Genomic DNA, 17,982 nt, shown 5'->3' with positions numbered 1-17,982 from the left:
GCGGGCGATCCTTTGGCCGTGCTAACGCACTTCGATGATGTGTTCGTGCGCCCGCGCGGCCAGCCAGCTCTCCCGCAGCAGGCGCCGCACCTCGGCCGCGGTGTCCTCGTCGAGCCGCGCCGGGTTCTTCGCATTCACCTGAAAGATCTCATAGAACGAGCGGTCGCCGGCGGCAAACGGCCCGAGCAGGTCGCCGACCGCGGCGTTGAAGACCTTGGCCTCGACCTCGGTCTTCAGCGACCCGCGCAGCACCTTGCCGATGAAGCCCCCCTGCTCGCGGGTGTCGGCAATCGAATGCTCGCGCGCCAGGTCGGCGAAGCTGTCGGGCTCGTCGCCCAGCAGGGACATCATCTCCTTCGCCTGGCCCTCGGTGTCGAGCACGATATGGCTCACCTCGATGCTGTCGAAGCGCGGCGAGTTGAGCTGAAAGTACTCTTCCACCGCGCGCTCGCTGCATACCCGCTCCATCATCTTCTCCTGGTACAAGCCGTCGATGATGAAGGCCTCGAACTCGTCCAGGCTCACGCCCAGCGAGTCGAGGTAGTGATTCATGTCGGCCGCCCGGTGCAGCCCCAGGACGCGGCGAAACTGGTCGGCGCGTTCCTGGATATCCCCGGCCGCCAGCGGAATCCCCTGCTTCTTCGCCGCATGGACGGTGAGCCGGTCGCGGACGATCTCGTCGACGAGGCTCTCGAAGCGTCCCGTTAGCTTGAGGATGCGGACGAACTCCTCGGTGCCGATGGTCTCATCGTCGATTCGCACTATCGCCGTCATGTCATATGCTCCTTGGTGTATACGCCTGTTGACTCAGCCGCTGATCTGGCGGAACGGATCCAGCGCGAGGTCGATCACGCGGCGCTCGCGCACGACGATCTCCGCGGTTGCCGTCATTCCGTAGCGCACCGGGTACCGGGTGTCCTCCACCAGGTAGTGGTCGCGTTCGAGGGTCACGTGGCCCTCGTAGACCGGCTCCTTGCTTTGCGCCCCGGGCTCGGTCGCCGGTGAGATGAACTCGAGCGTGCCGTTGATCAGGCCGTAGCGCTGGTACGGAAAGGCGTTGAACTTCAGCTTGACCGCCAGCCCTTCGCGTAGGAAGGCGCGATCGCGCTCGGCGATCTCCATCTTGATCACCGCGCGCGCGTCCTTCGGCGCGATGCCGCCGAGCGGCGTGTTGGCCTGAATCTTGTCGCCGGCCTGGGTGGCACTGACGTCGGTGATGACTCCCGAGACCGGGGCGAGGATCAGCAGGAAGTTGTCCTTGTCGATATTCTCGAAGCGGATCCTTTCGGCGGCGTTGGCCGCGAGGCGCGCGGTCTGCAGTTGCAGGCGCAGCTTGTCCTCTTCGTTGGTCACGTCGCGGGTGGCGGCGTCGTACTCGATCCGGAGCCGGGTCAGTTCCTGGTCGCCGGTCTCGAGCTCGGCGCTCGCCCGTGCGGTCTCCTGGCTCAGCCGAAAATCGAGCTCGCCGAGTTTGGCCTGCGCCACGCGAAAGGCATTTTCCGCCGCCAGATAGGCGGTCTTCTTCGCCTCGACCTGCAGCTCGGCTACCCCCCCGCCGCCCGGCAGCGCAAGCAGGCGCTGGTACCGGTCCAGCTCCGATCTGGCCGCATCGCGCGCCCGGCGCGTGTTATCGAGATCGCTGCGGGCCTGCTGCAACTGGGCGCGCTGGCCCTCGGCGAGCTTGGTCGTGCCTTCCGCCACGCGCTTCTCATGCACGCTCAGGGCGGCCTCGATCTGCTGTTTCAATGCCGCCACCTTGCGTTCGAGCAGCGCCTTGCGTTCGGGGAACTGCTTCCATTCGCGCTCGGCATCCTCGAGTTTGAGCTGTGCCTCGAGCGCATGGGTCGCGGCCTCGACCGCTCCGCGCGCGTTGAGCCGGGCGATCACGTCGCCCTTCGACACCGGTTGCCCGGCCTCCATGTAGATATTCGCCAGCTCGCCATCGATCGGCGCATAGACGCGCCGGACTTCCGATTCGGGGGCAAGCACGCCATGCGCCGTGACGATCACGTCGGCGCGCCCGACAAAGGACCAGATCAGGGCCGCCACCACCAGGCCCAGCATGGCGACGACCAGCGCCAGGCTGAAGCGCCCGGGTTCGGCGGTGAGGATGTCGATGCCTTCGGCACTGTGATCCTCGAGGGCCTCGGTCAGCGGTCTAAGGTGACTTTCGTTCTTCATTGCTCCGCCCTCCGATCAGCGCCAGCTTGGCCTTGAGCAGGCCGGGTTCCAGCACCAAGTGCAGTTCCTGCAGCGAGCGTCGTTGCAGCTCGGCTTCAGCCGTGATCTCGTCCTCGACCGTGGTCCATTGTGCGGCCACGTCCGCATTGAGCAGCCGGTAGATCCGCATGCCCTGCTCGACCTCGGCCTCGGCGTCGGAGAGCAGACGCGCCTGCGCGCGGAACGCACCCGAGATCCCAGATTCGAGCCGATGCTCGCCGCCGATCCCGCCGCGGTCCCGATACTGGCGCCACATCGCCTGGGCCCGGTTCACCAGCTCGTGCGCGCGCGCCAGCGCCTTTTCGCGCGAGGCGCGGACATCGCTCTCGGTGGCGCGGACGAACCACACATCCTCGTCCGCATCGAGCCCGGCGTAGAACGCGAGCAGGCGCTCCTCGTAGCCCTTGCCGCCGCGCGCCTGCTGCAGCGCCTTGAACTGCTGCAGCACGGCCTGCTTGCGCTCGAGTTCGCCCGCGGCCACCTCCGCCCACGGTGCGGTGGCGATCCCCTGCAGACCCGCGAACGCCTGCTCCGCATTGCCTTCGCGCCAGGCCCGCGCGGCGCTCCGATAGCGGTCGACGATCTCCGCGGATGGCAGCCGCGTTGCGCCGAGCTCGTCGAACTGTTGCTGAAAGGGTGGCGTGGTCAGGCGGACCTCGTCCAGTGCCGCGATCAGCGGGCCCAGTTCGCGCGCACGCAGGGCCTGGTCGAGCGCAAGGTACTGGCGCAGGTCCTCGCGCACGCGCTCCAGACCGGCGAGCCGCGGGTACTTTCCGGCATAGTCGTTCAGCACCGCATCCAGCGTTTCGGGCTGGTCCTTGTCCAGCTCGGTCGCGATGTTTGCATTCAGGCGCTCGATCGCCGCCAGATAGACCGACTCGTCGCTCTCCAGTTTGCGCAGGTCGCTGAGCGCCTCGGCGTACACGTCCCTGAACTCGGGCACCTGGGCCGCGACCAGCGCGAGCGCGCGCTGGTGTCCCTTGGCGTCGTCGTTCCAGCGCCGCAACAGCGCTTTGATCCGGTCCTCGTCGGCGTAGATACGGATGGGCGCAACAGCGCCTGTGCGGGCGTGCATGAACTGCTCGAGCTCGCCGACCCATTCGAGTTCGCTCAGCAGCGCCTGGGCGTCGGCGTTGTGGCTGCCCTGCGTTTTCATTTCGGCGAGGACCGCCGCGGCGCGCTCGAAATCGCCCGCTTTCAGGCTCTCCAGCCACTCGGGGAGCCTCGCCTTGAGCAAGGCCTCGGTACCGAGGGCCTTCACGCTCGCTTCGTCCGGGTCGCGCGCGAGGTATTCGTCCGCCACCGTCGTCGCCCGCGCGTAGTCACCGTCGGCAACCAGCTGCTCCAGTTCGCGCTCGGCGGAGCCTGCGAAATAGACGCCGGCGGCGATCGCCACCAGCAGCGCGACGAGCGGCAGGCCCCAGCGCAGCATGTGTCGTGCCGCGCGGCGATCGCTTCCCGCAAAGGCCTTGCCCAGTTCGCGGAGGAAGAGCACCCGCCGGCGCGGCTCGCGCGAACCCGCCGCTCGCGGCTCATCCTCGCCGCCTGGTGCGGCCTCGTGGTTGAGCTCGTCCTGCACCGGCGCGGGGTCGATGCAGAAGATGTCGAGGAAGGAATCGGCCGCGGCAACGAAGGTCGTCCGGTCCGCACTTCCCGTATCCTCCTGCGCGCGCTCGCCGTGTGCGCTCAACTTGGTCAGCGTGGGGTCGACCTCGGCTTCACGCTGCACGCTGACCGTGTACACGAAATGGGTTCCGGCGAACGCGAGCACGTCGCCGTCGCGCAGCTCGACGGCGTGCTCGTCGAGCCGCACCCCGCCGACGAAGGTGCCGTTGGTGCTGCCCAGATCCTCGACGAAGGGTGCGCCGCCTTTCAGAAAGATATGGGCATGGCGCCGCGACACGTAGTTCACCTGGTGCGGACACTGCTCCTTGTAGCGCGCAAACACGTCGTCGGCCTTGCTGACCAGGAACGGAAACCGGGCGATGACGATCGGCTGCAGTCCGAGGTCATCGCGCTCCGGGGTCAGGGTCAGGCTCAACAGCGCCCCGCCACGCCGCGGCTTCGCGGGGCGCACCGCAATCTGCACGCCATAGGCCAGGGTGCCGCCCAGGCACAGCTCGTCACGGTCGTACAGCCTGCACGGCTTGTCGTGCACGGCGACCCCGTTGACCATGGTGCCGTTGGTGCTGCCCAGATCCGCGACGTAAAGGGCGCCGCCCTCCCAGAACACGCGCGCGTGCCGACGCGACAGTTCGGCGACGATCTCGCGGTCATAGGTCCCGAATGGCGGCTCATTGCGCCCGATCGGGAACAGGCTCTCGTCGATGAGGATCTCGCCCAGTTCCGGATGGGACTTGGGCTTGAGACGAACGACGAACTCCTGTTCCGCCAGGGGCTGCACCTCGGCGGAAAGGGCTTCGTCAGCGTTCATGTTCCGACACCACGCTCATTGTGACGCCTCGTTTGCGAGCCGCGCTTACGCGTCCCGGTTGCATGCCTCGGTTACCTGCCTCGGTTACCTGCCTCGGTTACCTGCCTCGGTTACCTGCCTCGGTTACCTGCCTCGGTTACGTCGCCCGGTGATGCGCCTCAGTTGCGTGCATTGACGACCTCCACCGTCGGCCAGCCGCCGCCGAGCGCCTTGTACAGGATCACGGTGTCGGACAGGATCTGCTGGTGATTGGCGAGCAGGGCAAGTTGAGCCTCCAGCAGCGAGCGTTCGGTCTCGAACACTTCCAGCTGGGACACGAGGCCCTCCCTGAGCTGGGCTTCGGTCTGCGCCGAAACGATCTCCAACTGCTCGATCTGCTGCTGCAGCTCCGTTCTCTGCCGCTTGTGCGCGTCGAGATTCACCAGCGCGTTCTCCACTTCCTCGAAGGCGCCGATGACGATGCGCTGGTAGTCGTGCTCGACCACCTTGATCTGGGCCTCGCTGGTCTTCACCCGCGCCTTGACGCTCGGGTCGAACGCGGGGATGTTGATGCTGGGCAGAAAGCCGAAGGTGAAGGATTTCAGCAGATCGCCGAGGGCGAAGCTGGAACTGCCGCCGCGTGCGGTCAGGCTGATCGAGGGCAGCTGCGCGAGCTTGGCCTGACCGACCAGATTGTGGGCTTCGAGCACGCGAAACTCGGCGGCGACGATGTCGGGTCGGCGCGCGAGCAGTAGCGAAGGCAGGCCGCCCGGCACCGTCGGCAACTGGACCCGTTCCTGCAGGCGCCCGACCGGTACGGTGAACTCACCGGCAGGCACGCCCAGCAAGGTGGCGAGCGCATTGCCGGCCAGATCGCGCGAGCGGCGCAGTTCGAGCAGGTCGCGGGTCAGCCGGTTGATCTCGGCGCGCTGGCGCAGCACCTGGGTGTTGGGCACCAGGCCAAGGGTGTGCATGCCCTCGAAGGTGACGAGGATCTGCCGGTTCTTGTCCAGCGCGCGTTGCTGCTGCTCGATCTGCTCGTCGAGCTGCAGAATCTGGAAATAGGTGGTCGAAACATCGGACACGAGGGTCAGATATCCGGCCCGCCAGTCGGCCTCGGACGCGCGATACCCGGCCGTCTGCGCCTGAACGCCCTTCTCGACCTTGCCCCAGATGTCGATCTCCCAGTTGAGCTGGCTTCCGAGGTTGTACTGGGTGACCGATCGCTGGCCGGTGCTCTTCTCGACGCTCGCACCTGCACCGATGTCGAGCGTCGGCAGCGCCCCGGCACGCGCCTCGCCGATCTGGGCATTGGCGACCTGAATGCGCGCGGCAAGGATCTTGACGTCGAAGTTTCCGGCGATCGCCGTATTGACCAGCTCGTCCAGGTAGGGGTCGCGAAACTCGCGCCACCAGTCGGGGGCGATCGTATCGGCGGCCGAGACCGTCGGCTGTGACCACTCGGCCTTGAGCGGTGTTTCCGGACGCTGGAATTCGGTGAGGCGCACATCGGCACACCCGCCCACAAGCAGCACGCAAATGCAGACAAACAGCGCCTGCACGAGTACGGAATGGGACTCGGGCTCGAAAGATGGTGCGCCCAAGTTCATCGGTTTCATTACGCCTCCTCCCGCCGCCCGCAAAGCCAATCTGGTCAATGACGACGGATCGTCCATGTTCGCAGGCACACGGCCTAGGCCGTGGCCCACACCTTTGCATCGACAAACACCCTGAACAACCGCGTATCGAGGTGTCCCGCCCGACACTCCGCATCCAGCAGATCCAGTGCATCGACCACCGGCACGGCCTTCTTGTACGGGCGGTCACCGGCGGTCAGCGCATCGTAGATGTCGCAGATCGTCAGGATGCGGGTCTGAACGCTGATCTGGCCGCCGCTCAGCCCCATCGGATAGCCCGAGCCATCCAGCTTTTCGTGGTGTCCGTGGGCGATGGCGGGCACTCCGGCCAGGTCATGCGTCCACGGAATCAGGATCAGGAACGAATACGTATCCGCGACATGCGATTCGATCTGCTTGCGCTCTTCGGCGGTCAGGCACCCTTTCGCGATCCCGAGCGCCAGGTGCTCGTGATGCTGCAGCAAGGGCACCGCAACGCCGTCCCGCTCCATGTAGGTATAGTCGAGAATTGCGTCGAGCTCGCGCGGGGCTTCGGTGTACGAGATCGCGGGCTCGTTGGCGCGGCGGATGGCCGAGAGGAATTCGTCCAGACGCGCGAACTCCTCATGCAGCTCCTGCTCCAGCCGCCGCTTCTCGTCGCGGAATGCGGTGATGCCCAGTTCGCGCTCGCACTGGCGCTCGACCAGTTGCCGATAGGCGTGTTGCTCCAGGCAGGTGCAGGCATATTTGAAGCGCTGCTCGAGCAGGCGCATGTCGGCATGGTGGAGTTTCTTTTCCTTGCGCAGGACGTGCTCGCGCACACCGACCTTGCCGAAGTCGTGCAGCAAGGCGGCATAGCGAATCTCGCGCAGCTGAGCCTTGGTGAACGCGATGCTGCGCAGTTCGTGTCCATCCGCACGGTCAACCGCCCGGGCGAGGTTTTCCGCGTAATGTGCGACGCGGAAGGAGTGTCCGGCGGTCGCCGGATCGCGCTCCTCGATCGCCTGCACCGAAGCGCAGACGAAGCCTTCCAGCAGACGCTCGATATCCGAATACAACTGGAAGTTCTTCAGCGCGACCGCCATTTCCGCGCACACGCCGGTGAGCATTTCGAGGTCCTGCGCCTTGAACGCGTAGGGATCCGAAGACGTGTCGACCTGAATCAATCCCAACACCTCGCCTTCCAGCAACAGCGGAACACACATGACGCTCCGGATGGCCTGGCCGATAATCGATTCCTGCGACCCGAAGTGGCGATCCGCCAAGGTGTCGACCGAAAGAATCGACAGCTTCTTCTTTAGCACCTCATCGACGATAGTGCGAGAAATTCGCAGCTGTTCCGCGTCCTCGATGGTGCCGTCACGACGCCGCGCCGCCACCGGCACCGGCGCCTCGCCGCGGTTCTTGGTCAACAGGATGAAGGCGCGCTCGGCGAGCGGAAACAAGTCGAAGATCAGGTTCATGATCTTCTCGATCAAGGTCTCGCTGTTGGTCACCGCGCCCACCGCAATTCCCACCTGCGCCATCGCATGGAGCTTGCGGATGGTGAGCTGCACGTCGCCGTGCGCTGCGTCGGGCGCAAGTCCGAGCACGCTGGCGTACTGGGTCGCATCGACCATTTGCTTGATCACGGTCGGCCGGCTCTCGCGATCCGGCACGAGCAGCGAGTGGAACACGATGAGCGCGGACGCGACCGACAACTCGTCGCCATCGTGTAGCGGGTGCCAGGCGCCTGCCAGCAGGCGCTGCCCGCTCAGGAAGGTGCCGTTGAACGAGTGCAGATCCTCGACGAAATAGGTTCCGCCGCGCAGCCGGATGCGTGCATGACGCCGACTGACGGTGTGTTGGGGGATACACAGGAAACGGTCGGAGGCCAGCGAGTCCTGGGGATCCCGCCCGATGACAACCTCGCCGTGCAGGGGAAACACCGCCCCCGTGGTGCTCACTTCCAGATAGGCGGTCACCGGACTGGCGGACTCGGGAACAATCGTTATGTTTTGCATTCCCCCTCCTCCCCATGCGCCGGACGCATGATTCTGTCGATATTCGACATTTCATCAGAAGACCGGTTCCAGCCCGGATGTGGCTTGCGTGCTGACGCTGCGAGCGGCCTGACTCGGGCGCTGCACGGAGGCCGTCGGCCTCCGTGCAGGCGAGGGCACATCAGAAACTGACGTCGTTGCTGATGTTGGCGTGCTGCGTGGCCGTGACCGGCACCGACGGCGAGGCGAAACCGCCCAGCACCGCGACGTTGTTGCCGACATTGGTCACCACGCTCTGGCCCTGGTTGATCTGCTGCAGGGCGCTGAACGAAGCGTCCTTGCTGGAGGCGTCGTAGCCGCCCCAGTAGTAGGGGGCGAAGGGCATCCCGTACTTCATGCCGCCGCGCACTTCGGCCATCGACTTGCGGTCCAGTTCTTCGGTCAGGGGGAGGTCGTTGATGGTGAGGGTTTTCATGGTCGTTCTCCTAAGATCTCGATTACAGCTCGGGGTTGGTGGCGCGGAGGACATCCCTCCGCGCCGGCACGGAATGTTCAGAAATTCACGTGGTTGCTGATGTTGGCGTTCTGCGTGGCGGTGACCGGCACCGACGGCGAGGCGAAGCCGCCCAGCACGGCGACGTTGTTACCGACGTTGGTCACCACGCTCTGGCCCTGGTTGATCTGCTGCACGGCATTGAACGAGAAGTCCTTGCTGGAGGCATCGACGTAGCCACCCCAGTAGTAGGGGGCAGCGTACATCATGCCGCCGCGCACTTCGGCCATCGCGCTGCGGTCCAGTTCTTCGGTCAGGGGGAGGTCGTTGATGGTGAGGGTTTTCATGGTCGTTCTCCTAAGGTCTCGATTACAGCTCGGGGTTGGTGGCGCGGAGGACATCCCTCCGCGCCGGCACGGAATGTTCAGAAATTCACGTGGTTGCTGATGTTGGCGTTCTGCGTGGCGGTGACCGGCACCGACGGCGAGGCGAAGCCGCCCAGCACGGCGACGTTGTTGCCGACGTTGGTCACCACGCTCTGGCCCTGGTTGATCTGCTGCACGGCATTGAACGAGAAGTCTTCGCTGGAGGCATCGACGTAGCCCCCCCAGTGGTAGGGCGCAAACGGGGCACCGTACTTGATGCCGCCGCGCACTTCGCCCATCGCCTTGCGGTCCAGTTCTTCGGTAAGGGGGAGGTCGTTGATGGTGAGGGTTTTCATGGTCGTTCTCCTAAAGGGTCGATTACAGCTTGGTTGGGTCTTGCTTCGAGCACTTTTCTCGGGCTCGACGAACCTATCGCAGGGACCGTGCCAGAACCACTCGCAGCGTGAAAATATTCTTCAATACATTGAAATTATTAAACTTTTTATTAAACATCAGGCAATCTGTCACACCTGCTCGCGGCCGGCCGGCGCCAACTGGTTGGTGCCAGCAAACAGATCGCCGGCACACTGTTTGCCGGATGGCAACACCTTGGCGCCCGCGCATTTCGCGCCATCCGGAAACGACCGCAATCCCACGCTGCGCGGCGGGCCAAGGCCATGGATATGGGCTATATTTTCGTTGGAGACTCAGATTGAGGAATTGGCGCAGGGGACGCCGTCGGCGCGGCTCCTGACCGACCGGAGCGCCCGATGCGCATTCATCGATCAACCCGTACCATCGCCCGGTTCACCCTCGCATGCGCGATCGGAACAGAACGTGGGCACCGAAGACTCGTGGCAAACCGAGGGGAGCCGCATGGCTAGTCTTTCGCACGCGATTCACGCCTTTCGGGACGGAGGCCTGTCTCCTAACGAGTTCTTCGCGCAGATCGACCGTGTACTGGAGACGGAAAAAACCGACTACACGCAACTCCTCGAAGTGCTCAGCGAAGAGAACACCAAGTTCCCGCTGCCGCCGGAGGTGTACGACGAGGTGCATCGTCGGATCGAACACCTCGCGGAGCCGGAACCGGACGCGGGGGTCGATCACACCCGCATGCTGATCACGCCCGGGGCCGGTGCGCCGCCGGCGGGTGGCGCATCGCAGCCCGCCCCGGCCGGTGTCGAACCGGACCGCATCAAAGGGCTCGGCGATACGGTGAATGGTCGCTTCCGGCTGGAGGAGTGCCTTGGTTTCGGCGGCATGGGCACGGTGTACAAGGCGCTCGACCTGCGCAAGCTCGAGGCATCGGACCGCAATCCGTACATCGCCATCAAGGTGCTGAACGTCCAGTTCCGCGGCCACCCGAAATCGCTGATCGCGTTGCAGCGCGAAGCCAAGAAGGCGCAGACGCTGGCCCATCCGAACATCGTCACGGTGTATGACTTCGATCGCGACGGGCAGATGGTGTACCTGACCATGGAGTATCTGTCGGGAAGACCGCTGAGTCGCCTGCTGCGTACGCCGGATTTCCACGGCTTGCCCTATCCGGAAGCGCTGCGCATCATCACCGGCATGTCGAACGCACTGTCCTATGCCCACGAGCGCGGCTTCGTGCACTGCGACTTCAAACCGGCCAATGTTTTTCTGACCGACAACGGACAGGTCAAGATCATCGATTTCGGCATCGCACGCGTCTTCCGCCGCTCGGAGGAGGAAGCGGAAGCTACGGTGTTCGATGCGGGAAGTCTGGGCGGCCTGACCCCGGCGTATGCGAGCCCGGAAATTCTCGAGCACCGCGAACCCGATCCGCGCGACGACATCTACGCCCTCGCCTGCATCTCCTACGAATTGCTGACCGGCACCCATCCGTTCGGACGGGTGCCGGCGAACCAGGCGCGCAGTGCCGGCCTGCGGCCGCAACGTCCCAAAAAGCTGCCGGCCACGCAGTGGCGCGCCCTGCGTGCCGCACTGTCGCTGGATCGCGAAACACGAACCGGCAGCGTCGCCCAATTCCTGGTCGCGATGAGAGGCGAACGCCAGATCACGATACCGATCGCGGTCGGCCTCGCGAGCGTCGCGACCGCAGCGTTGCTGGCTGCCGTGCTCAGCTATTTTTGGGAACCGTGGCAGAATTCCGGGTCTTCGGTGACGCCGCAGCAAACGGCGACGGCCCCCGTCGTCGATGCGCCGCCTGACGACCCTCCCGCCCCTGTCGTGGAACCAGCGCCGCCACCGCTTCCCGCACCACCCTCCATTCCCGCGTTGTCACTGGCAGCGGTCACGCCCGTGCTGGCGCAGGTGCCGTGCGCCGTGTTCACCGCCGCGGTCAGCGAGCAGTCGCTCCGGGTGCAGGGTTACCTGCCGGAGCGCTACGGCGTCGCGCGGCTGAAGGACGAGCTGACAGCAATCCCCGGCGTGACGAGCCTGACCACCGACGTGCAGCAGGTGAGCGATGACAAATGCATTGTGATCGAGTCGTTCGCACCCCACTGGAGCAGGAACCACGAGAGCGGACGGGCGGCATCGATCCGGATGCGCGCGGCCAACGCGGAGCTGGTCGAGGGCGACGCGTTGATTGCCGACATCACGACGCCGGGGCACGAATCCTACGTCCACGTCGATTATCACGTGCTCGATGGCAGCGTCGTCCATCTCGTGCCGAGCCGGCGATCCAGGGCCCACCAGGCACCGCCCAACTACAGCGCCACGATCGGAACGCTGACCGGGTGGACGATTTCGAAGCCGTTCGGCACCGAGCTGATCGTGCTGCTCACCACCCCGGTACCCCTGTTCGACAAACTGCGTCCGGAAGCCGAATCCCGGGCGGACTATCTGCGCGCGGTGGATCAGCGATTGCGCGAGATCACGGCGAAATACGGACAGGAGCGGGTCGCCGCGGATTTCGTCCAGATCACGACCCGCGCGCGCGAACGCTAAGGCATCCGGGCGCTACTTCAGGTCGCGGGCAACACGGAATCCGTTCTGGAAATGGCGCACGCTCGCGTCGTACTTGAAGCGGGTCGAAGACAGCATGTAGTCCGCGCCATCGCGCCATGACCCGCCGCGTATCACCCGCGTCCGGCAGTTGGGCTCGTCCCACGAACGGCCGTCGTCCGGCGCCCCCTTGAAGGAGTTGTGCCAGCAATCGCTGACCCACTCCCACACGCTGCCGTTCACGTCGTACAGCCCGTACGGGTTGGCGGCAAAGGAGCCGGCATTGGCCGGGGCATCCTGCTGCCAGGGGTCACCGCAGACCTTGCAGTTCGCCATGCCGGTGCGCATCTGGGCGCCCCACCAATGGCGCGTCGAAGTGCCGCCGCGCGCCGCATATTCCCACTCCGCCTCCGTCGGCAGCCGATAGGATTTGCCGCTGACCTTGCTCAACCACTGCAGATACTTGTGCGCGTCGTTCCAACTCAGATCGCGCACCGGCGCATTCTTCGCGGCATTCGGGTCAGCGCTCAAACGTGGGCAGCCGCCGGCATCGACACAGGCGGCCCACTGCTCGTTGGTCACTTCGTACTTGCCGATCGCGAACGGCTGGCCGATCGCTACGCGGTGCGCCGGCCGTTCGCTCGGATCGTCGGTGTTGCTGCCCATGACGAACTCACCCCGCGGCAGCTCGATCACGACCGGACAGGCGGGACAATCCTGGACCTCGGTGGGCGCGGTTACGGCAGCGCGCGCGGCGGCTGCCGGTGGCGCCGGAGCCGCCGGCGCAGGGCGCGCCCGCTCCGGCGCGGGAGTCGCCGGCGCGGGAGTCGCCGGCGCCGGCCGCGCCCGCTCGGGAGCGGGTGCCGGACGCGGCCGCTCGGGTACCGGCTGCGCGCTTGGCGGTGGCGTCACGGTCTTGGGGGCCGCCGCGCGCAGGCGCTCGACGCGCGCCCGCGCGAGGGCCGCAAAGCGGCCATTCGGGTAGGTCTTCAGGTAAGCCTCGTAATCGCTGGCGTACTCACTGTCCTTGATGGAGTCCCAGAACGTGAGTTCGTACTGCTCGGCGCTGTCCTTCGGAAGGACCCCGGCTTGAACCGACGCGCCAGCGCACGCCCCCAACATTCCCATGATGAGCAGTTTTCGCCACATGTCCGTACCCCGTTTGCTAGGCAGTTGAGCTTGCAGCCTCCGTCTGAAACGCAACTCTCCGGCGTCATGGGGCCATTCACCCCTTCGGGAAGCCGCGCGGAGCAAGACATGGCCGAATCCGGCGGGATTCGCTTGCTGTTCTGGCTGTCGAAGTCGCGCCATATCTCAGTTCATTATATGTATCTTTCTGTGAAGTTCCGTCCTAATCTGAATTCGTGATCAGCATGAGCGGACCGGCCGGGTGACGCCGCCCGGTGCTTGCGTCAGACATTTCTCGCGGAGGATGCGCAAAATGTTGAGGGAAATCACTCTTGCCGCACTGACGACTGCAGCCTTGGCAATTGCGCCCGCGTTTGCGGCGGGAACGCCAGCACCGGCGAATGCCGAAGCCTATATCCTCTGGCCGCCGGATGGTGCCGTCATTTCCGGCGGCAAGCTATGGGTAAGGATGGGCTTGCGCAACATGGGCGTTGCCCCGAAAGGCGTCGAAATTCCCAACGTCGGTCACCATCACCTCCTCATCGACACCGAATTGCCGACCGGCGGCGAGATTCCGTCCGACCGGAACCACCTCCATTTCGGCGCCGGCGAGACCGAGGCGCGCATCGAGTTGCCGCCGGGCAAGCACACCTTGCAGCTGCTGCTGGGAGATCACAACCACGTACCACACGATCCACCCGTGCATTCGAAGAAGATCACGATCACCGTGCCCTGAGCGACCGGGTCGCGGGCGTCCGCGGTTTCAATTTCATCTTGATGTCGGGAAAAAACTGGGAGCGGATCCATGTACAAGCCATTCGTTGCCGCCATCGTGGCCCTGGTGCTCGCGGATTTCACCTTCGCCGGCCCCACCCCGGCCCCGGCGAACGCCTATCTCTACATCGGCTGGCCCCAGGACGGCCAGGTCATGCCGGCCGGAAGGCCGTTCCGGGTCTGGTTCGGACTACGCAACATGGGGGTCGCGCCGAAGGGGGTCGATCTCGCGAATACGGGCCACCATCACCTCCTGATCGATACGGAACTGCCGCCGGCCGACGTGGCAATCCCTTCGGACAGGAACCACCTGCATTTCGGCGCGGGTGAATCGGAGGCGATGGTGGATCTGGCGCCGGGCAGGCACACGCTGCAGTTGCTGATGGGCGACCACAACCACATCCCCCATAACCCGCCGATCAAGTCGAAGAAGATCACGATCACGGTCAGGTGAGGCGCGCCCGCGGCATCGGCGACGATCGCCGCGCGGCCCAGCCCCCCTTCGGAGCTGCGTCCCCGGCTACCGCTGTTGCGCACGTTCCGTGACCCATGACTGGACAAGCCTTGGCCCATCCGTTGCGCCGTCATGACCTGGCGGCGCGCTTGCGCAAGTGACTCCAGGGATTATCGAGATGACCGCCATCACCGACAATATGCGCAGGTATTCCTCCCAGGTGGTGGACGGTATCGAGGCCGCCCCGGCGCGTGCCATGCTGCGTGCCGTCGGCTTCACCGACGACGATTTCAACAAGCCGCAGATCGGCATCGCCTCGACCTGGGCCAATGTCACGCCGTGCAACATGCATATCGACAAGCTCGCGGAAGAGGCCGAGAAGGGTGCCAACGCGGCGGGTGGCAAGGCGGTTATCTTCAACACCATTACCATCTCCGACGGCATCGCCAACGGCACCGAGGGCATGAAGTATTCACTGGTGTCGCGCGAAGTCATCGCCGACTCCATCGAGACCGTGGCCGGCTGCGAAGGCTTCGATGGCCTCATCGCCATTGGCGGTTGCGACAAGAACATGCCCGGTTGCCTCATCGGCATCGCACGCCTGAACCGCCCCGCGATCTTCGTCTACGGCGGCACCATCAGGCCCGGTGCCGGCCACACCGACATCATCTCGGTGTTCGAGGCCGTCGGCCGCCACGCCGCAGGCGAGCTCAGCCTGCGCCAGGTCAAGCAAATCGAGGACACCGCCATCCCGGGCCCGGGCTCGTGCGGCGGCATGTACACCGCCAACACCATGGCCTCGGCCATCGAAGCCCTGGGCATGTCGCTGCCGGGTTCCTCGGCGCAGGACGCGATCTCGACCGCCAAGACCTCGGACTGCTTCCGCGCCGGTCAGCAGGTGCTGGACCTGCTGGCACGCGACATCAAGCCACGTGACATCATGACCCGCAAGGCCTTCGAGAACGCGATCCGGGTGATCATCGTGCTCGCCGGCTCGACCAATGGCGTGCTGCATCTGCTCGCCATGGCCCACGCCGTGGGGGTGAAGCTGACGCTGGACGACTTCATCGAACTCGGCAAGACCACGCCGGTGCTCGCCGACCTGCGTCCGAGCGGCAAGTACATGATGTCCGAACTGGTCGCCATCGGCGGCATCCAGCCGCTGATGAAGCGCATGCTCGATGCCGGTCTGCTGCACGGCGACGTGCTCACGGTCACCGGCAAGACGCTCGCGGAGAACCTCGCCGATGTCGCCGACTATCCGGCCGGCCAGGACATCATTCGTCCCTTCGACAACCCGATCAAGAAGGACTCGCACCTGGTCATCCTGCACGGCAACCTGTCGCCAACCGGCGCGGTCGCCAAGATCACCGGCAAGGAAGGCCTGCGCTTCGCCGGCCGTGCGCGCGTCTATCATGGCGAGGAAGCGGCGCTGGCCGGCATCCTCAACGGCGAAGTGGTCGCCGGCGATGTCATCGTGATCCGCTACGAGGGGCCGAAGGGCGGTCCGGGCATGCGCGAAATGCTGTCGCCGACCTCGGCCGTGATGGGAAAGGGCCTCGGCAAGGACGTCGCCCTCATCACCGATGGCCGCTTCTCCGGCGGCTCGCACGGCTTCGTGGTCGGTCACATTACGCCGGAAGCCTTCGATGGCGGCCCGATTGCACTGGTCGAGAACGGCGATGTCATCACCATCGATGCGGAAACCCGCGAGATCAGCCTGGGTGTGTCGGACACCGTGCTCGCCGAGCGCCGCGCGCGCTGGACGCAACCGAAGCCGCTGTACACGCGAGGCGTGCTGGCCAAGTACGCAAAGCTGGTCTCCAGCGCGTCGGAAGGCGCCGTCACCGACAAATAAGCAGGGGTGCTCACGAAACGGAAGCTGTTTCTTCGTGACAATCCCGTTCCAGCGACCCGTTGCACACGCATGTGCTTGCCGCTACGTGCTATACGCATGCTACCCACCAAACCCCGAGGCGAGACTCATGGGACATCGGTTCGTTGCGCTGCGGAAAGACGGCAAGAAGACGTTCCTGTACGACGCCGCGCGCAAGAAGGTTCGCGAGGTGATCTGGGGCGACTACCTGAAGGTCAAGCGCGAACTCGATGACGGCTGGCTGGAGATCGACTGGGCGGCACGCTCGCCGACCAAGCGCAGGACGCTGTACATCCCGAAGGAGAACACGATCGTACGGCGGCCGCTCGAGATCATCTTCGTCGACGTGGGCCAGGGGGATGGCGCCGTGCTGCTCTCTCCCGAGACCGGCGCCGAAGAGCGCATCATCGTCATCGACGCCGGCGAGAGCGGTAACATGCGCGCCTTCCTGGCTGCCAGATTCCAGACGTACCGTGGCTTCAATTTCTCGGCTGCGGTGATGACTCATCCGGACAGCGACCACTATCTCGGTTTCCGGGACCTCTTCGCGGACCCCAAGATAGGGTTCAAGACCGTCTACCACAATGGCATCGTGGAACGGCCGGTGGCTGGCACCTGGGCCAAGCTCGGGGAGTTGGAAGCGGACCCCGAAACCGGCGTGTCCTACCTCACCGGGCTGGCGACGGACCGCGCGACGGTGGAGCAGCTCCTCGGAAACGGCCCGGGCGATCAGCGTTTCCTGTTCCCCAGCGTGATGCGGGCCGCACTCGGGAACCCCAGGATCAAAGATATCCGCATGCTATCCATGGTGCATGCCCAGCAGGAGGAGGCTTCCGCCTGGATGCCGGGCTTCGGGCCCTCCGACCGGCGCGGCTATACCATCCAGGTGCTGGGACCGGTCGTCGAAATGGGGCCTGGAGAAAAGCCGCGCCTGCGGAAACTGAACACCTACGGCGAGACGAAGAATGGACACTCCGTGCTCCTTCGGTTGAAGTATGGTCATTTCAGTGTCCTGTTTGGCGGTGATCTCAATGCGCCGGCGGAAAAGTTCCTGCTGCAACACTACACGGGCCTGAGGACATTTCCCAAGCAGGGAACGCGGGCCTATGAAGACATGGTGGCCGCCGCGCAGAAAACCTTCCGCTCGGACGTCATGAAGTCCTGCCACCACGGCTCTGAAAAGGTGACCGACGCCTTCCTGGCCGCAGTGAATCCGGCGGCCTTCATCATCTCCTCCGGAGACCAGGAGGGCCACGTCCATCCGCGCCCGGACTTGCTGGGGCGGTTGGGCGGATTCGGCCGCGGCGGGGCGCCGGTGATCCTGTCCACGGAGCTCCAGCGCTCGTCCCGTGCGATCGAGGACAAGAAGCTGGTCAACAAACTGCTGGCGGAAATCGACACGCTGGCTACCGATGCCTCACCGGCAAAGCGCGAAGGGCTCAAGGCGGACGTCATCAAGCTGGCGCGCAACAATGTCGAGGTCTACGGGGCGATCTACCTGAAAACCGACGGGGAGCGGCTGATTACGGCCTTCCGGATCGAGTCCGGGTCGGAGACGAAGAAGTGGTTCTGTTTCCGCTACGCCTTCAACGAAGCGGGCGAGCTGATCAGGACCGATTGAACGCCCCGGAGCGACGGTGGCAGCGTGGGACATGAATGGCTATCTATTCGCAGACCGACCGTTGGCCGAAGAGGATGCTCTTGTCGCCGTCCACGAGCTTCGA

14 protein-coding genes are annotated in these 17,982 nt (G+C 65.1%); 5 read left to right on the top strand and 9 right to left on the bottom strand.

Annotation, left to right across the window (positions count from 1 at the left end; translation table 11 throughout):
- Positions 1-21: 21 nt before the first annotated feature.
- From AC3A35_RS10175 to AC3A35_RS10140, 8 genes are all read right to left on the bottom strand, one after another.
- A complete protein-coding gene (locus tag AC3A35_RS10175) occupies positions 22-774 on the bottom strand; it encodes a peptidylprolyl isomerase (protein ID WP_487435939.1) in 753 nt (250 codons plus the stop codon).
- Positions 775-807: 33 nt separating this feature from the next.
- Positions 808-2,181 (bottom strand): beta-barrel domain-containing protein, encoded by a 1,374-nt coding sequence (locus AC3A35_RS10170; protein WP_487435938.1) that lies wholly within the window; start codon positions 2,179-2,181, stop codon positions 808-810.
- Positions 2,159-4,654, bottom strand: coding sequence for an FHA domain-containing protein (locus tag AC3A35_RS10165; protein ID WP_487435936.1), 2,496 nt, complete (start codon positions 4,652-4,654; stop codon positions 2,159-2,161). Before AC3A35_RS10165 ends, AC3A35_RS10170 begins: the two co-directional genes overlap by 23 nt.
- Positions 4,655-4,812: 158 nt before the next feature.
- Positions 4,813-6,252, bottom strand: coding sequence for an efflux transporter outer membrane subunit (locus AC3A35_RS10160; protein WP_487435935.1), 1,440 nt, complete (start codon positions 6,250-6,252; stop codon positions 4,813-4,815).
- Positions 6,253-6,326: 74 nt separating this feature from the next.
- Positions 6,327-8,252 (bottom strand): HD domain-containing phosphohydrolase, encoded by a 1,926-nt coding sequence (locus tag AC3A35_RS10155; protein WP_487435934.1) that lies wholly within the window; start codon positions 8,250-8,252, stop codon positions 6,327-6,329.
- 160 nt (positions 8,253-8,412) lie between these two features.
- The gene (locus AC3A35_RS10150) at positions 8,413-8,706 is read right to left on the bottom strand and encodes a hypothetical protein (protein ID WP_487435933.1); all 294 of its coding nucleotides are present in this window, start codon (positions 8,704-8,706) and stop codon (positions 8,413-8,415) included.
- A gap of 77 nt (positions 8,707-8,783) precedes the next feature.
- Positions 8,784-9,071: a hypothetical protein gene (locus AC3A35_RS10145; RefSeq protein ID WP_487435932.1), complete on the bottom strand. Its 288-nt coding sequence runs from the start codon at positions 9,069-9,071 to the stop codon at positions 8,784-8,786.
- A 77-nt stretch (positions 9,072-9,148) separates the two neighbouring features.
- The gene (locus tag AC3A35_RS10140; RefSeq protein ID WP_487435931.1) at positions 9,149-9,445 is read right to left on the bottom strand and encodes a hypothetical protein; all 297 of its coding nucleotides are present in this window, start codon (positions 9,443-9,445) and stop codon (positions 9,149-9,151) included.
- Here AC3A35_RS10140 and AC3A35_RS10135 point away from each other — a divergent pair.
- The gene (locus AC3A35_RS10135) at positions 9,444-12,029 is read left to right on the top strand and encodes a serine/threonine protein kinase (protein ID WP_487435930.1); all 2,586 of its coding nucleotides are present in this window, start codon (positions 9,444-9,446) and stop codon (positions 12,027-12,029) included. The two genes, AC3A35_RS10140 and AC3A35_RS10135, sit on opposite strands and share 2 nt — an antisense overlap.
- Positions 12,030-12,041: 12 nt before the next feature.
- On the opposite strand, the gene AC3A35_RS10130 is transcribed toward AC3A35_RS10135, so the two are convergent.
- Positions 12,042-13,148: a formylglycine-generating enzyme family protein gene (locus tag AC3A35_RS10130; protein WP_487436210.1), complete on the bottom strand. Its 1,107-nt coding sequence runs from the start codon at positions 13,146-13,148 to the stop codon at positions 12,042-12,044.
- A gap of 310 nt (positions 13,149-13,458) precedes the next feature.
- On the opposite strand from AC3A35_RS10130, the gene AC3A35_RS10125 reads away from it, so the two are divergent.
- From AC3A35_RS10125 to AC3A35_RS10110, 4 genes are all read left to right on the top strand, one after another.
- Complete coding sequence (locus AC3A35_RS10125; protein WP_487435929.1) at positions 13,459-13,890, top strand: DUF4399 domain-containing protein; 432 nt, start codon at positions 13,459-13,461, stop codon at positions 13,888-13,890.
- A 69-nt stretch (positions 13,891-13,959) separates the two neighbouring features.
- The gene (locus AC3A35_RS10120; RefSeq protein ID WP_487435928.1) at positions 13,960-14,382 is read left to right on the top strand and encodes a DUF4399 domain-containing protein; all 423 of its coding nucleotides are present in this window, start codon (positions 13,960-13,962) and stop codon (positions 14,380-14,382) included.
- A 178-nt stretch (positions 14,383-14,560) separates the two neighbouring features.
- Positions 14,561-16,240 (top strand): dihydroxy-acid dehydratase, encoded by a 1,680-nt coding sequence (gene ilvD, locus AC3A35_RS10115; RefSeq protein ID WP_487435927.1) that lies wholly within the window; start codon positions 14,561-14,563, stop codon positions 16,238-16,240.
- Positions 16,241-16,367: 127 nt separating this feature from the next.
- Positions 16,368-17,879, top strand: coding sequence for a ComEC/Rec2 family competence protein (locus AC3A35_RS10110; RefSeq protein WP_487435926.1), 1,512 nt, complete (start codon positions 16,368-16,370; stop codon positions 17,877-17,879).
- The last annotated feature ends 103 nt before the right edge of the window (positions 17,880-17,982 follow it).

The organism is Azoarcus sp. Soil_N_20 (assembly GCF_057656155.1).
The sequence above is the reverse complement of the archived record's forward strand: the minus strand, read 5'-3'. Positions and strand labels throughout refer to the sequence as shown.

Coding starts and splice junctions, on each gene's coding strand:
- AC3A35_RS10175 (WP_487435939.1), bottom strand. CDS start 774: ATGACGGCGATAGTGCGAATCGACGATGAGACCATCGGCACCGAGGAG.
- AC3A35_RS10150 (WP_487435933.1), bottom strand. CDS start 8,706: ATGAAAACCCTCACCATCAACGACCTCCCCCTGACCGAAGAACTGGAC.
- AC3A35_RS10135 (WP_487435930.1), top strand. CDS start 9,444: ATGGTCGTTCTCCTAAAGGGTCGATTACAGCTTGGTTGGGTCTTGCTT.
- AC3A35_RS10120 (WP_487435928.1), top strand. CDS start 13,960: ATGTACAAGCCATTCGTTGCCGCCATCGTGGCCCTGGTGCTCGCGGAT.
- ilvD (WP_487435927.1), top strand. CDS start 14,561: ATGACCGCCATCACCGACAATATGCGCAGGTATTCCTCCCAGGTGGTG.
- AC3A35_RS10160 (WP_487435935.1), bottom strand. CDS start 6,252: ATGAAACCGATGAACTTGGGCGCACCATCTTTCGAGCCCGAGTCCCAT.
- AC3A35_RS10125 (WP_487435929.1), top strand. CDS start 13,459: ATGCGCAAAATGTTGAGGGAAATCACTCTTGCCGCACTGACGACTGCA.
- AC3A35_RS10110 (WP_487435926.1), top strand. CDS start 16,368: ATGGGACATCGGTTCGTTGCGCTGCGGAAAGACGGCAAGAAGACGTTC.
- AC3A35_RS10165 (WP_487435936.1), bottom strand. CDS start 4,654: ATGAACGCTGACGAAGCCCTTTCCGCCGAGGTGCAGCCCCTGGCGGAA.
- AC3A35_RS10130 (WP_487436210.1), bottom strand. CDS start 13,148: ATGTTGGGGGCGTGCGCTGGCGCGTCGGTTCAAGCCGGGGTCCTTCCG.
- AC3A35_RS10155 (WP_487435934.1), bottom strand. CDS start 8,252: ATGCAAAACATAACGATTGTTCCCGAGTCCGCCAGTCCGGTGACCGCC.
- AC3A35_RS10170 (WP_487435938.1), bottom strand. CDS start 2,181: ATGAAGAACGAAAGTCACCTTAGACCGCTGACCGAGGCCCTCGAGGAT.
- AC3A35_RS10145 (WP_487435932.1), bottom strand. CDS start 9,071: ATGAAAACCCTCACCATCAACGACCTCCCCCTGACCGAAGAACTGGAC.
- AC3A35_RS10140 (WP_487435931.1), bottom strand. CDS start 9,445: ATGAAAACCCTCACCATCAACGACCTCCCCCTTACCGAAGAACTGGAC.